The organism is Aeromonas sp. 604176, assembly GCF_049170755.1.
GTDB classification, from domain to species: domain Bacteria; phylum Pseudomonadota; class Gammaproteobacteria; order Enterobacterales; family Aeromonadaceae; genus Aeromonas; species Aeromonas veronii_A.
In genome coordinates this window covers 22,828-36,664 of sequence record NZ_JAAKNE010000038.1, presented here as the reverse complement: position 1 = coordinate 36,664, position 13,837 = coordinate 22,828, and the positions used below count along the sequence as shown (strand labels likewise).

Genomic DNA, 13,837 nt, shown 5'->3' with positions numbered 1-13,837 from the left:
CCGGTCATCATGGAGAACGGCTTTGGCGGCGTCATCTTCCACGAGGCGTGCGGCCACCTGCTGGAGACCACCTCGGTAGCCAAAAAGGCCTCGGTATTCCACGACAAGATGGGCCAGCTTATCGCCAATCCGGTGGTCAATGCGGTGGATGAAGGCTTGCAAAGCAATGCCTGGGGCTCCATCAACGTTGATGACGAGGGGATGGCGACCCAGCATACTCAGCTCATCAAGGACGGCGTGCTGACCGGCTTTCTGGTGGATAGAATGGGCGCCCTCAAGACCGGTTACGCCCGCACCGGCTCGGGTCGGCGCGAATCCTACAAGTACGCCCCCACCTCGCGCATGCGCAACACCTATATCGAACCGGGCAACCATAGCCTCGACGATATGCTGGCCACCGTCGAACATGGCATCTACGCCAAGAAGATGGGGGGCGGCTCGGTACAGCCCGGCACCGGTGAATTCAACTTCAACGTGCAGGAGGCCTACCTCATCGAGCACGGCAAGATCACCAAACCGCTCAAGTCGGCCACCCTGATCGGCACCGGCCCGCAGGTGCTGAAAGAGATCTCCATGGTGGGCCGCAACCTGGCACTGGCCGCCGGTATGTGCGGCTCGGTCTCGGGCTCGGTGCCCACCTCGGTGGGCCAGCCGGCGCTGAAAGTGGACAATATTCTGGTGGGAGGGAACGCCTGATGAGCACCATCGACATGAATCAACTGCTCACCCGCCTGCTCGACAAGGTGGCCGACCTCAACGCCGAGGCAGACATCATCGCCAATCAGGAGAAGGCCTTCTCCCTCAAGGCAGACAAAGGCGAGCTGGGTGAATACAAGGTCACCAGCAGCCAGCAGCTCGGCATTCGCCTGATCAAAGAGGGTCGGGTCGGCATCGCCTACTCGGAATCCCTCGATGAGCTGGCGCTCGATGCCATGTTGCAGGATGCGCTCGATGCCAGCCGCTTTGCCAAGGTGGATCCGGATCAGCGCATCTCGGTGACCAATAGCCGGATCACCACAGATTGCGCCGAGATCAACCAGCCCGATACCACGCCCGTTGAGGAGAAGATCGCTCTGGCCCTACGCCTCGAATCAGACATGCTGGCCATGCCCGATGTGAGCGGCGCCCCCTACAACAGCTTCTTCGAAGGGGAGAGCCAGCTCTGGCTCGCCAACAGTCAGGGCACCCTCTGCCAGCACGGCGAGTTCAGCGTCGGCTGCTACACCTCGGCGCTGGTGGAACGGGATGGCCGCCAGTCGATGCACTCGCAGGGGCAGTATGGCCGTCGCTTCGACGAGCTGGATAGTCAGGCCCTGATCGAGCAGATCTACGCCATCGCCGATGGTCTGCTGCCCGGTGAAGCGGTGCCGAGCGGTCGCTACAGCGTCATCTTCAGTACCAACTGCTTCGCCAGCCTGTTTGGCTGCTTTCAGGGCGTGCTGTCGGGCAAGTGGGCCCAGCAGGGGATCAACCCCTGGCGCAGCAAGGTCGGCCAGAGCGTGGCGTCACGCTGGCTCACTCTGGAAAGCCGGGTCTATATGCCTGGCGGCATGAACATCAAGGCGTTTGATGGCGAGGGGGCGGCCAGCTCGGATCTGCTGCTGATTGGCGAAGGGGAGCTGAAGACCCTGCTCCACAACAGCGCCACGGCCCGCCACTTTGGCGTCGCCAGCAACGGCTCGGCCGCTCGCGGTGCCCGCAGCGCCCTCGATGTGACCGCTCGCCATCTGGTGTTTGGCGCGGGCCCCCACTGCGAAGCGGAAGTGCAGAGCGGCGACTATCTGGAGCTGGTCAAGCTGGATGGCCTGCATTCGGGTGCCGATGCGGTGAGCGGCGACTTCTCCTTTGGCGCGTCAGGGTTCCTCTGTCGCGATGGAGTTCGCCTGCAGCCGGTGCGCGGCATCACGGTAGCAGGCAACTTCTACCGCCTGCTGGGCGAGCTGGAAGCGGTCGGCGATACTCTGCACCACAACGACGGCAAGGGCTTCTACGCCCCGCTTATCCGTTTTGGTGGCCTCTCCGTCGCAGGCAAGTAAACGTCCCGACGAAACCTGCAAGCGAGAAAAAGGCGCCTAATGGCGCCTTTTTCTCGTTATCTCGTCCGCATTGATGGTATGGCTCAGGGCGAGAGCGGCTCGCGATGATACTCGGCGCAACCGCATTCGGGACAGGTATCGAGCTGTTGTGGGTGCAGCACGGTATGGCGCCAGCCACACTGGTCGCACACCATGACCCCGAGCCCCACCCAGTCACCCGCTTCGTAAACACCCTTGTGCTCCAGTTCGTCGGCCAGCTCCCGCCACTCCACCTGGGCGCGGTCGGTCACATCCGCCAGCCAGGACCAGGCTGTGTCTTTGAGGGCCAACATAAAGGCAGACTCTTCCACCTGCGCACTATCGTCATGGCGCCCCTCGTCATAGTTGCCCAGATCCCGCTTCACGTACTCGGCGATGAGCGCCAGTTCGTCCTGAGTCAGGTCGCTGGCCGCCTCCAGATAGGCCTGCACCTTGGCAATCATCCGGTTGAGGCGCTCCCCCTGGAACTCTTCAGTCTCTTGCCACTGTTTTTGCAGCTCGGCAATGAAGGCTTCGTACCCTTTTTGACGTTTGTCCATGGCTCTAACTCCTCTACTAAACCCTGATCTGGCCCGGCTTAAGGCCCAAGGGACGCTGGCGGTTGTTGCCGCCGCAGGATATGGGTATTCTATTGCGATTTCCCAGCTGATTTATCTATTCATTTCACAGATCCGGATGTCACCAATGCAAGAGCAATACGTTCCCCAATCAATCGAACCAGCAGTGCAAAAGCACTGGGATGCCAAGAAAACCTTCAAGGCCGTGGAGAAGGTAGACAAGGAGAAGTTCTACTGCCTGTCCATGTTCCCCTATCCGTCTGGTCGACTACACATGGGGCACGTTCGTAACTACACCATAGGTGATGTGATCTCCCGTTATCAACGCCTCAATGGCAAGAACGTGCTGCAACCCATAGGTTGGGATGCATTCGGTCTGCCGGCCGAGAACGCAGCGATCAAAAACAATACCGCGCCGGCGCCCTGGACCTACGAAAACATCGAATACATGAAGAACCAGCTGAAGATGCTGGGTCTGGGTTATGACTGGGATCGTGAAATCGCCACCTGCAAACCAGATTACTACCGCTGGGAGCAGTGGTTCTTCACCAAGCTCTACGAGAAGGGTCTGGTCTACAAGAAGACCTCTTCCGTCAACTGGTGCCCGAACGACATGACAGTGCTGGCCAACGAACAGGTGGTCGACAACTGCTGCTGGCGCTGTGACACCCCGGTGGAACAGAAAGAGATCCCCCAGTGGTTCATCAAGATCACCGACTACGCCGAAGAGCTGCTGAACGATATCGACAATCTCGAAGGCTGGCCGGAGATGGTCAAGACCATGCAGCGCAACTGGATTGGCCGCTCCGAAGGGGTCAACATCAGCTTCACCATCGAGGGTCAGGCTGAGCAGCTGGAGGTCTACACCACCCGTCCGGACACCTTCATGGGCGTCACCTATGTCGGTATCGCTGCCGGTCACCCGCTGGCGCTGCAAGCAGCCCAGAACAATCCGGAGCTGGCCGCCTTTATCGAAGAGTGCAAGAACACCAAGGTAGCCGAAGCCGAGCTGGCCACCATGGAGAAGAAGGGCATGGCCACCGGCCTCTATGCCATTCACCCGCTGGATGGCCGCAAGGTACCGGTCTGGGTCGCCAACTTCGTGCTGATGAACTACGGCACCGGCGCCGTGATGGCAGTTCCGGCCCACGATCAGCGTGACTTCGAATTCGCCACCAAATATGGCCTCGACATCAAGGCTGTCATCAAACCGGTTGATGGCGACGTCGACGTGAGCGAAGCGGCTTATACCGAGAAGGGCGTGCTGTTCAACTCCGGCGAGTTTGACGGTCTCGACTTCCAGGGCGCCTTCGATGCCATCGCCAGCAAGCTGGAAGGGCTCGGCAAGGGCAAGCGCACCGTCAATTACCGCCTGCGTGACTGGGGTGTCTCCCGTCAGCGCTACTGGGGTGCCCCCATCCCGATGCTGACCCTGGCTGACGGCTCCGTGGTGCCGACGCCGGAAGACCAGCTGCCGGTGCTGCTGCCGGAAGATGTGGTGATGGACGGTATCCAGAGCCCGATCAAGGCCGACGCCGAGTGGGCCAAGACCACCTACAACGGTCAGGAAGCGTTCCGCGAGACCGATACCTTCGACACCTTTATGGAGTCCTCCTGGTACTACGCGCGCTACTGCTCCCCGGACTACGACAAGGGCATGCTGGATCCGGCGGCTGCCAACCACTGGCTGCCGGTGGATCAGTACATCGGCGGTATCGAACACGCCTGTATGCACCTGCTCTATGCCCGCTTCTTCCACAAGCTGCTGCGTGACGCGGGTCTGGTCAACAGCGACGAGCCGTTCAAGCGCCTGCTCTGCCAGGGCATGGTGCTGGCCGACGCCTTCTACTACAAAGACGAGAAAGGCGGCAACGTCTGGGTCAGCCCGACCGACGTCAAGGTAGAGCGTGACGAGAAGGGTCGCATCACCAAGGCCATCGACAACGAAGGTCGTGAGGTAATGCACTCCGGCATGACCAAGATGTCCAAGTCCAAGAACAACGGCATCGACCCGCAGCTGATGGTCGAGCGTTACGGCGCCGATACCGTCCGTCTGTTCATGATGTTCGCCTCTCCGGCCGAGATGACCCTGGAGTGGTCCGACTCCGGCGTAGAGGGCGCCCAGCGCTTCCTGCGTCGCCTGTGGCGCGTCACCTTCGAACACGTTTCCGGTGGCGCCGTTGCCGCACTGGATGTAGCTGCTCTCACCAACGAGCAGAAAGCGGTACGCCGTGAACTGCACAAGACCATCGCCAAGGTAAGCGATGACGTGGGTCGCCGTCAGACCTTCAACACCGCCATCGCCGCTATCATGGAGCTGATGAACAATCTGGCCAAGCTCGGCAACGACGAGCAGGACCGCGCCCTGATGCAGGAAGCGCTGGAAGCCGTGGTAGTCATGCTCTACCCCATCACCCCTCACATCGGCTTCGAGCTGTGGAAGATGCTGGGCAAGGGCGACGACATCGATCACGCAGCCTGGCCGGTGGCCGATGAAGCGGCCATGGTCGAGACCGAGAAGCTGGTGGTGGTGCAGATCAACGGCAAGATGCGCGGCAAACTGACCGTGCCGGCCGAGATCAGCCAGGCCGATGTCGAGAAGCTGGCGATGGCCGATGCCTCCGTGCAGAAGTTCACCGACGGGCTGACCGTGCGCAAGGTGATCTATGTACCTGGCAAGCTGCTCAATATTGTCGCTAACTGATCGGTTGCCAACTGATGTCATACCATTTGGCGACCTTGGCTGACTGTGTGGACACTCATGGGTAACGACTTACCGGCCCATGACAGCTCAACATTGTCGCTAACTAATTGGCTGCCAACTGATCATTGCCAATCTGTGACAGCAAACGGATGATAACGGCGGGCCCTGCGCCCGCCGCTTTCCCTTAATGCAAAGAGGATTTTCTATGGGCACCATCTTCACCCGCTGGATGGCCATCGTGCTGGCTGGTCTGCTGCTGCAAGGCTGCGGCTTTCACATGCGCGGCAACGGCATTCCGAGCGAGCTGATGACCATGAAGGTCGTGGGCGACAACAAGAGCGACTTCTACCGGATGGTTACCACCCGCCTGAAGGCCTCCGGCGTGACCCTGGCCGACAAGGAGGGCATTCCGGTGCTCACTCTGGGCGGCGTAGGCAGCACCAGTCAAGTCGCCTCGGTCAACGCGCTGGGGACGGACACCGAATATGTGCTGGGCTTTGGTACCCAGTTCACCATCTCGGTACCGGGCAAGCCGACTCAGGTCTTCCCCATCAACTTCAACCGCAGCTTCCTCAACAAGCCGGATGCAGCGCTCGCCTCCTCCCGTGAGCAGGAGCAGCTCAACCGCGAAATGCAGGAGCAGGCGGCCAATCAGGTGATCCGGCAGTTGAGTCAGGTCAGCTTCTGATGCGGATTTACCCGGAACAATTTGGTGACCACCTCAAAGCAGGGCTTCGGCCCTGCTATCTCGTTTTTGGCGACGAGCCCCTGCTGCGACTGGAGGCCATCGACGCCATCCGTCAGATCGCCCGCAAGCAGGGTTTCGATGAGCGCCACACCTTCGTGGTGGAACAGGGGCTGGACTGGAATCAGGTCTACGATGCCTGTCAGGCCATGAGCCTCTTCTCCGCCCGCCAGATCATCGAGCTGGAGCTGCCCGCCAAGGTGGACAAGGATCTCGCTGCCCGCATCAGCGAAATTGGCAAGCAGCTTCATCCCGACCTGCTGCTGGTGCTGAGTGGCGGTCGCCTCAACCAGACCCAGATGAAGGCAGCCTGGTTCGACAAGCTCTATCAGATTGGCACCTATGTGCCGGTCAACCACCCCGAGCCCAAGTTCTTCCCGCGCTGGATGAGTGCCCGCTTTGCGCGTTTCGGCCTCAAGGCGCTGCCGGATGCCATCAACTTCATGTGCCACTCCTACGAGGGCAACCTGCTGGCCGCCAGCCAGGAGATCGAGAAGCTGACCCTGCTCTCGCCGCCCCAGCCCATCAGCGTCACCTATCTGCAAGAGACCATTATCCGCCACGCCCACTTCACCCCGTTCCAGCTGGTCGATACCCTGCTGGAAGGCAAGGTGAACCGGGCCCAGCGCATTCTGGCCGCTCTGCGGGCCGAAGGTACCGAGCCAGGGATGCTGGCCTGGACCCTCTGCCGCGAGCTGGAGCAGCTGACCGAGCTGTCGTTGGCGATGCGCAACGGCCAGCCTCTGGGTGAGCACTTCAGCCGCCTGCGTATCTGGCAGAGCCGCCAACAGCTCATTCAGCAAGCACTGACCCGCCTGCCGTTTGCCAAGTTGCAGCAACTGTGGCAACTGATGGCCCTGCTGGACGATGCCCAGCGCCGCTTCGATACCGAACAGGCGTGGCTGATGCTGCAGACCATTGCCCTCGGCTTTCGTGATGGCACCCCGCTGCCGCTGGTGATGGAGAGCAGCCCGTGCTGAAGGCGCCCATTGGCCTGCTGGGGGGCACGTTCGATCCTATCCATATCGGCCATCTGCGCCCAGCCATCGAGGCGCGCGATGCCCTCGGGCTGGCCGAGATGCGGCTGATCCCGAACCATATCCCGCCCCACCGCGCCAATCCGTTCTGCTCCAGCGAACAGCGCCTTGCCATGGTCAAACTGGCGGCGGCAGAGAACCACCACTTTGTGGTAGATGAGCGGGAGCTGAGACGGGACAAGCCCTCTTACACCATCGATACCCTGATCGAGCTGCGTCATGAACTGCCCGATACGCCGCTCTGTTTTCTGATGGGGATGGATTCCCTGCTGAGCCTGCCAAGCTGGCACCGCTGGCAGGAGCTGCTCGACCATGCCCATCTGGTGGTGAGCGTACGGCCGGGCTGGCAACCGGAGTATCCGGCCGAAGTAGCGCAGCTGCTGGCGCGCCATCACACCACGGATGCCAACGCGCTGCATCAGCGTCTGGCCGGTCATATCTGGCTGGCGGACAACCAGCCCATCGAACTGTCAGCCACCCGACTGCGGGCCTTGCTGGATGCGGGGAAAGACACCCGCTACCTCTTGCCCGAGTCGGTTGCGCACTATATTCATCAACAGGGGCTCTACCGCGCCAACCGCCGCTAGCCCCTGTCGTAATCCCGCCCCGCCCGATGGGAAACGGGAGTGACCATGATATAATCCGCCGCCCTGACGCAAACGCTGCGCGCCGGAATACAGGAGAGACTCATTGCAAGGCCAAGAATTGCATGCCTTTATCATCGACAAGATCGATGACATGAAAGGCCGCGACATCATCACCCTCGATGTACGCGGCAAATCCAGCATTACTGACACCATGATCATCTGTTCCGGCAACTCCAGTCGTCACGTCAGCGCCATTGCCCACCATCTGGCCAGCGAGGCCCGCCACGCGGGTCTGGATCTACTGAGCGTGGAAGGGCAACTGAGCGGTGAATGGGTGCTGGTAGATATGGGCTCGGTGATCGTGCATGTGATGCAGGATGAACATCGTGACTTCTACCAACTGGAAAAGCTGTGGAGCGGTGCCGCTCAAATGAATACGCAATAAGAGCACAAGTGTAACGACCATGAAGATCCAGTTGATTGCGGTGGGCACCAAGATGCCCGCCTGGGTAGAGCATGGCTTCGAAGAGTATCGTCGCCGCTTCCCCAAAGACATGCCGTTTGAACTCGTCGAGATTGGCGCAGGCAAGCGGGGCAAAAATGCCGACATTCCCCGCATCCTGCAGAAGGAAGGGGAAGCCATGCTGGCGGCTGCGGGGCGCTCGCGCATCGTCACCCTCGACATTCCGGGCAAGCCCTGGACCACGGAGCAGCTGGCTACCCAGCTGGAGGCGTGGAAACTCGATGGCCGCGATGTCGCGCTGCTGGTAGGCGGGCCGGAAGGCTTGTCCCCCGAGTGCAAGGCTGCCGCCGAACAGAGCTGGTCACTGTCACCGCTCACCCTGCCCCATCCGCTGGTGCGGGTGCTGGTGGCAGAGAGCCTCTATCGGGCCTGGAGCATCACCACCAATCATCCGTATCATAGAGAGTGAGCCATGCGTCTCTGGAGTCTCACCTCTCATATTCACCCCTATCACAGAGAGTGAACAATGCAGTTCCTGCTCTTATTGCCCCCAAGGGTCTTGAGGTAAAGGCATGCTGAAACAACGCATCGAGATGCGCGATCACAGTGCCGAGGGCAATCTGTTCTTCCGGCGCACCCTGGTAGCCTACATCGGCATCGTCGTGCTGATGCTGGTGCTGCTGGGCAATCTCTATTATCTGCAGGTCGAGTCCTACGACACCTACCAGACGCGTTCCAACTCCAACCGCATCCGGGTAGTGCCGGTGGCGCCACCCCGGGGTCTCATCTACGACACCAACGGCGTGCTGCTGGCGGAGAACCGCCCTGTCTACAGTCTGGAAATCGTCCCGGAAGAGACTAGGGATCTTGAAAAAACCGCTGACCAGCTGATCGCCCTGCTGGGGCTGCCGGAAGGCACCAAGGAGAAGTTCCTCGCCGAAGTGAAACGCCAACGTCGCTTCAAGCCGGTCCCTCTCTACGAAAAGCTGACCGAATATCAGGTGGCACTCTTCTCGGTCAACCAGCACAACTATCCGGGAGCCAGTATCGAGGCTTACCTCAAGCGCTACTACCCGTTTGGCGACACCCTGACCCATGCGCTGGGTTATGTGGCCAAGATCAACACCCGCGACGTGGAGCGTCTCGAAAAAGAGGACAAACTCGCCAACTATGCCGCCACCAAGGATATCGGCAAGCAGGGGGTGGAGAAGTATTACGAGGATGAGCTGCACGGGGTGGCGGGTTATCAGGAGGTCGAGGTCAACAACCGCGGCCGGATTGTCCGCACCCTCAAGTTCCAGCCTCCGGTTCCGGGCAAGGATATCTACCTCAATATCGACGTCCGGATGCAGCTCAAGGCCCAGCAACTGCTGGCCGGCCAGCGCGGTGCCATCGTGATGATGGACCCGAAAACCGGCGCCATCCTGGCCCTGGAGTCGAGCCCCAGCTACGACCCCAACCTGTTCGTGACCGGTATCTCCAGCGCCAACTACTCGGCGCTGCTCAACGATCCGGCGCGGCCACTGGTGAATCGCACCACTCAGGGGATCTATGCCCCTGCCTCCACCGTCAAGCCCATGATGTCCATCATGGGTCTCAACGAGGGGGCCATCACCCCGGGCTACCGCTATTTCGGCGGCCCGAGCTTCTCCATTCCCGGTACCACCAAGAAGTTTCGCGACTGGCGCCGCTGGGGTCATGGCTGGCTCGATGTCTATCGCGCCATCGAGGTCTCGGCAGATACCTACTTCTACGATCTCGCCTATCGGGTCGGCATCGACAAGATCCACAGCTACATGACCAAGTTTGGCTTCGGTCAGTACACCGGGGTCGATCTCTATGAAGAGACCAAGGGTGTCATGCCGTCCCGTGACTGGAAGATGGCCCGCTGGCGCCAGCCCTGGTATCAGGGTGACACCATCTCTGTCGGTATCGGTCAGGGCTACTGGAGCGCGACACCGCTCCAGCTGGCCAAGGCGATCAGTATCCTGACCCAAAACGGCCACGACGTCACCCCGCACCTGCTCAAGAGCACCGCTTCCCAGGCGGGGGTGGTCGATGCCCCTATCAACCCCAATATCGCCCTCAAGCTCAAGAACGACAGCTTCTGGAAAGTGGCGCAGGATGGGATGTGGCGAGTCAACCATGGCAGTGAAGGCAGTGGCCGTCACTCGTTTGCCAAGGCGCCTTACTCCTCAGGCGGTAAATCGGGCACAGCCCAGGTAGTCGGTTTGAAGGAAAATCAGGTTTACAACATCAAGACTGTCAAGGCGGAGCATCGCGATAACGCTTTGTTCGTTGCTTATGCCCCCTTCGAGGCACCCAAAGCGGTGGTAGCTCTGGTACTGGAAAACTCCATCGGAGGTGGCGGTGGTCGAGCTGCATCGCCCATTGCACGCCAGATGCTGGATGCCTATCTGCTGCCCCCTGATCCGCAACTGCCACCGGCACCGGAAAAGCCGTCCCAACCGAGTGAGGTCGCTCCCAATGAGTAATTCTGCCCGCCAGCAGAGCATCTGGTACAAGCTGCATATCGACTTGCCCCTGCTGCTCGGTCTGCTGGCCGTGATGACCCTCTCCATGGTGGTGCTCTACTCCGCCTCCGGTCAGGATATGGACTCCATCGTGCGCCAGCTGGTGCGCGGCGGCCTCGCCTTTGCCCTGATGATCGGCCTGGCCCAGCTGCCCCCCTCCCTCTACGCCCGCTGGTCGGTGCCGCTGTTCGCCGTGGTGGTGCTGATGCTGATTGCTGTGGACGTGTTCGGCCACATCGGCAAGGGGGCCCAGCGCTGGCTCGATCTGGGCTTTATGAAGTTCCAGCCCTCCGAGGTGATGAAGCTCTCCATGCCGATGATGGTGGCTGCTTGGCTCAGTCGCCACTCGCTGCCACCCAAGTTCAGCCATGTGGTGATCGCCCTCATCATGGTGCTGCTGCCCACCCTGCTGATCGCCGCCCAGCCTGACCTTGGCACCTCCATTCTGGTGGCCGCCTCCGGCTTCTTCGTCATCTTCCTGGCGGGGCTCAGCTGGTGGCTGATCGGCTTGGCGGTCCTGCTGATGCTGGCCTTTATGCCGGTGCTCTGGTTCTTCCTGATGCACGACTACCAGCGCCAGCGGGTGCTGATGCTGCTCGACCCGGAGAAAGACCCGCTCGGCCGAGGCTACCACATCATCCAGTCCAAGATTGCTATCGGCTCCGGCGGCGTCTTTGGCAAGGGGTGGCTGCAAGGGACCCAGTCCCAGCTGGAGTTCCTGCCCGAGCGCCATACCGACTTCATCTTCGCAGTATTCAGCGAGGAGTTCGGTCTGGTAGGGGTTGCCCTGCTGCTGGTGCTCTACCTCTACGTCATCAGCCGCTGCCTGTTTATCTCGATGCAGGCCCAGAACAGCTTCGAGCGACTGCTGGGCGGCGCCATCACCCTCACCTTCTTCGTCTATGTGTTCGTCAACATGGGCATGGTGAGCGGCATCTTGCCGGTGGTAGGGGTGCCCCTGCCGCTGGTGAGCTATGGCGGCACCTCCATGGTGACCCTGATGGCCGGCTTTGGCATACTGATGTCCATCCAGACTCATAGAAGGCTGCTCGCCTGATGAAACGGGCCGGATTGCTGCTCTCTCTCGCCACCACGATGGCGACCGCCGCCGTGGCGCCGGATCGGTTGGCCCTGCTCGCCGAACAGCAGCAGGTGCCGCTGGCGGAGTTGCAGGCTGCCGTCGCCCGCGCCCAGTTACGGCAGGAGGTGCTCGACACCATCAGCAAGCCGTGGGAGGCCAAGCCCTGGCATCGCTACCGGCCGCTGTTCGTTACCCCAGATCGCATCCGTGATGGCCAGCAGTTCTGGCAGCAACATGCCGAGACACTGGCCCGCGCGGAGCAGACCTATCGGGTGCCCGCCTCGCTCATCGTGGCCATCATAGGGGTCGAGACCTTCTACGGTCGCCAGATGGGCCGTCATCCGGTGCTCGATAGCCTCTACACCCTGGGGTTCCACTACCCGGAGCGCAGTGACTTCTTTGCCAAGGAGTTTGCCCAGCTGGTGGTGCTGGCCAAAGAGGAAGGGTGGCAACTCGATGCCCTCAAGGGCTCCTATGCCGGCGCCATGGGGATGGGGCAGTTCATGCCCTCCAGCTACCGCCACTACGCCGTCGACTTTGACGGGGATGGCAAGCGGGATCTGTTTGCCAACCCGGTCGATGCCATCGGCAGCGTGGCCAACTATTTTGCCAGCCACCAGTGGCGCTGGGGCGAATCCGTGGTGGAACCGGCCCAGATCGGGTTGATGGCAGTCGAACCTCTACTCAGGCCTGAGCCCGAGTTAACACAACAGTGGTCAGAACTGGCGGCGGCAGGGATTGAGCTCGCCACGCCGCTGGCCCCGCAGACGCCGGTCAAGTTGCTGGCGTTTGCCCAAGCCGATGGACCGGAATACTGGGTCGCACGGCATAACTTTTATGTGATCACCCGTTACAATCGCAGCCCACTCTATGCGATGGCGGTGTATCAACTTAGCCAAGCCATTCAGGAAGCGTATGCATCTTCGTCACAAACTCCTCCCGCTCAGCCTGAGCTTGTTGCTGGCCGCCTGTAGCAGCCAGCCGGAACAGAGCGCCCCCGTAGAGCCGCAAGCACCGGTCAGCAAGCCACCCGTTATCGAGATCCCGCAAGCCACCGGCGCCATCCCACGCCCGGAGCCCCTGAGCGCGAGCGGCAACCGGGACTACTGGATTGGCAAACAGAAAAACGAGGTGTGGCGCGATATCAAGCACTATAGCGAAGAGGGCACAGCCAGCTGGCTGTCACCGGATCTGGATGGCCAGAAGACCGCCAACGGCGATGTGCTGGACAGCAAGCTGTTCAGCGCCGCCCATCGCAACCTGCCCATCCCGAGCTATGTGCGGGTCACCAATCTGGACAACGGGCTGGAGACCATAGTACGAGTCAACGATCGCGGCCCTTTCAACAGCCCTCACCTGATCGACCTCTCCTATGCGGCGGCCAAGCAGCTGGAGATGGTCGATAGCGGCACAGCTCGCGTTCGACTGGAGCTGATCAACGACACCCCGGACCAGATGGTGATCATGGAACCGATGAAGCCCATCGAGATGACCCCGACCACCCCGCCAGCAACGGCATCCAACACAGTGGCGCAAGATGGCTTCCTGGGTGAACCGACCGCACTGGCGATGGCCACTCCCGCTGCTGCCCCTGCTCCCGTCAAGGCGCCAGCGGCCAAGCCTGCCAAAGCGGCACCTGTCAAGCCAGCTCCGGCCAAGGCTGCAGCGCCCGCCAGCAGCGGTGATGGCAAGATGATCCAAGTACTGGCCAGCGGCTCCCGGGATCGGGCCGAGGCGATGGGCAAGGTGATGACCCAGCGCCATGGTGTGCCCTACCGGATTGAAGCCCATGGCGCCATCTTCCGGGTCTTGATCGGCCCGGTGGAGGCGGATAAACAAGCCGCACTGCTGGAAAAAGTACGGCAAGGGGGACTGGAACAGGCCTTTATCGTGCCCTGATCCCTCCTCTGACAGCGGCGGTGACCAATCTCCCGGCCCCGCCATCACGTCGCTTTATGGCGTGATGGCAGGGATTGATGGATAAAAAACCAGTCATGATCGCCATGTCGGACTATAACCTGCGGGCGCATCTGGTATAGTTAGGCCCGCATTTT

General features: G+C 61.0%; 13 protein-coding genes. 12 read left to right on the top strand and 1 reads right to left on the bottom strand.

The window, feature by feature from the left end; translation table 11 throughout:
• Together G5358_RS09220 and G5358_RS09215 are read left to right on the top strand one after the other, a co-directional pair.
• The coding region (locus G5358_RS09220) for a TldD/PmbA family protein (protein WP_421323984.1) at positions 1–696 on the top strand (696 nt) is incomplete at its 5' end.
• Entirely contained in the window at positions 696–2,036 is a 1,341-nt protein-coding gene (locus G5358_RS09215; RefSeq protein WP_421323983.1) for a TldD/PmbA family protein, read from the top strand. The genes G5358_RS09220 and G5358_RS09215, both read left to right, overlap by 1 nt.
• Positions 2,037–2,119: 83 nt before the next feature.
• On the opposite strand, the gene G5358_RS09210 is transcribed toward G5358_RS09215, so the two are convergent.
• On the bottom strand, positions 2,120–2,614 hold the full coding sequence (locus G5358_RS09210; RefSeq protein WP_005335155.1) for a zinc ribbon-containing protein: 495 nt from the start codon (positions 2,612–2,614) through the stop codon (positions 2,120–2,122).
• A 145-nt stretch (positions 2,615–2,759) separates the two neighbouring features.
• Between G5358_RS09210 and leuS the strand changes: the two genes are divergently transcribed.
• The 10 genes from leuS to G5358_RS09160 all read left to right on the top strand — a co-directional run bounded on the left by leuS (position 2,760) and on the right by G5358_RS09160 (position 13,682).
• On the top strand, positions 2,760–5,336 hold the full coding sequence (gene leuS, locus G5358_RS09205) for a leucine--tRNA ligase (RefSeq protein WP_421323982.1): 2,577 nt from the start codon (positions 2,760–2,762) through the stop codon (positions 5,334–5,336).
• 205 nt (positions 5,337–5,541) lie between these two features.
• On the top strand, positions 5,542–6,024 hold the full coding sequence (lptE, locus tag G5358_RS09200) for an LPS assembly lipoprotein LptE (protein WP_005335160.1): 483 nt from the start codon (positions 5,542–5,544) through the stop codon (positions 6,022–6,024).
• Positions 6,024–7,061 (top strand): DNA polymerase III subunit delta, encoded by a 1,038-nt coding sequence (gene holA / locus G5358_RS09195; RefSeq protein ID WP_421323981.1) that lies wholly within the window; start codon positions 6,024–6,026, stop codon positions 7,059–7,061. The genes lptE and holA overlap by 1 nt, the downstream gene beginning before the upstream one ends.
• The gene (nadD, locus tag G5358_RS09190; RefSeq protein ID WP_421323980.1) at positions 7,055–7,705 is read left to right on the top strand and encodes a nicotinate-nucleotide adenylyltransferase; all 651 of its coding nucleotides are present in this window, start codon (positions 7,055–7,057) and stop codon (positions 7,703–7,705) included. Before holA ends, nadD begins: the two co-directional genes overlap by 7 nt.
• Positions 7,706–7,808: 103 nt before the next feature.
• The gene (gene rsfS, locus G5358_RS09185; RefSeq protein ID WP_005335165.1) at positions 7,809–8,150 is read left to right on the top strand and encodes a ribosome silencing factor; all 342 of its coding nucleotides are present in this window, start codon (positions 7,809–7,811) and stop codon (positions 8,148–8,150) included.
• Positions 8,151–8,169: 19 nt separating this feature from the next.
• Positions 8,170–8,637, top strand: a complete 468-nt coding sequence (rlmH, locus tag G5358_RS09180; protein WP_005335166.1) for a 23S rRNA (pseudouridine(1915)-N(3))-methyltransferase RlmH — start codon at positions 8,170–8,172, stop codon at positions 8,635–8,637.
• Positions 8,638–8,740: 103 nt separating this feature from the next.
• Positions 8,741–10,663 (top strand): penicillin-binding protein 2, encoded by a 1,923-nt coding sequence (gene mrdA, locus G5358_RS09175; RefSeq protein ID WP_421323979.1) that lies wholly within the window; start codon positions 8,741–8,743, stop codon positions 10,661–10,663.
• Positions 10,656–11,759, top strand: coding sequence for a rod shape-determining protein RodA (rodA, locus tag G5358_RS09170; protein WP_421323978.1), 1,104 nt, complete (start codon positions 10,656–10,658; stop codon positions 11,757–11,759). The genes mrdA and rodA overlap by 8 nt, the downstream gene beginning before the upstream one ends.
• On the top strand, positions 11,759–12,757 hold the full coding sequence (gene mltB / locus G5358_RS09165; RefSeq protein WP_058057171.1) for a lytic murein transglycosylase B: 999 nt from the start codon (positions 11,759–11,761) through the stop codon (positions 12,755–12,757). The genes rodA and mltB overlap by 1 nt, the downstream gene beginning before the upstream one ends.
• Positions 12,699–13,682 carry a septal ring lytic transglycosylase RlpA family protein gene (locus G5358_RS09160; protein ID WP_216953015.1) on the top strand — a complete coding sequence of 328 codons (984 nt, stop codon included), beginning with the start codon at positions 12,699–12,701 and terminating at the stop codon, positions 13,680–13,682. Before mltB ends, G5358_RS09160 begins: the two co-directional genes overlap by 59 nt.
• Positions 13,683–13,837 lie beyond the last annotated feature (155 nt).

Excerpts from the sequence above, each read along its gene's own strand:
- rodA (WP_421323978.1), top strand. The coding sequence starts at position 10,656 with ATGAGTAATTCTGCCCGCCAGCAGAGCATCTGGTACAAGCTGCATATC.
- G5358_RS09215 (WP_421323983.1), top strand. The coding sequence starts at position 696 with ATGAGCACCATCGACATGAATCAACTGCTCACCCGCCTGCTCGACAAG.
- G5358_RS09160 (WP_216953015.1), top strand. The coding sequence starts at position 12,699 with ATGCATCTTCGTCACAAACTCCTCCCGCTCAGCCTGAGCTTGTTGCTG.
- leuS (WP_421323982.1), top strand. The coding sequence starts at position 2,760 with ATGCAAGAGCAATACGTTCCCCAATCAATCGAACCAGCAGTGCAAAAG.
- G5358_RS09210 (WP_005335155.1), bottom strand. The coding sequence starts at position 2,614 with ATGGACAAACGTCAAAAAGGGTACGAAGCCTTCATTGCCGAGCTGCAA.
- rlmH (WP_005335166.1), top strand. The coding sequence starts at position 8,170 with ATGAAGATCCAGTTGATTGCGGTGGGCACCAAGATGCCCGCCTGGGTA.
- lptE (WP_005335160.1), top strand. The coding sequence starts at position 5,542 with ATGGGCACCATCTTCACCCGCTGGATGGCCATCGTGCTGGCTGGTCTG.
- holA (WP_421323981.1), top strand. The coding sequence starts at position 6,024 with ATGCGGATTTACCCGGAACAATTTGGTGACCACCTCAAAGCAGGGCTT.
- mrdA (WP_421323979.1), top strand. The coding sequence starts at position 8,741 with ATGCTGAAACAACGCATCGAGATGCGCGATCACAGTGCCGAGGGCAAT.
- mltB (WP_058057171.1), top strand. The coding sequence starts at position 11,759 with ATGAAACGGGCCGGATTGCTGCTCTCTCTCGCCACCACGATGGCGACC.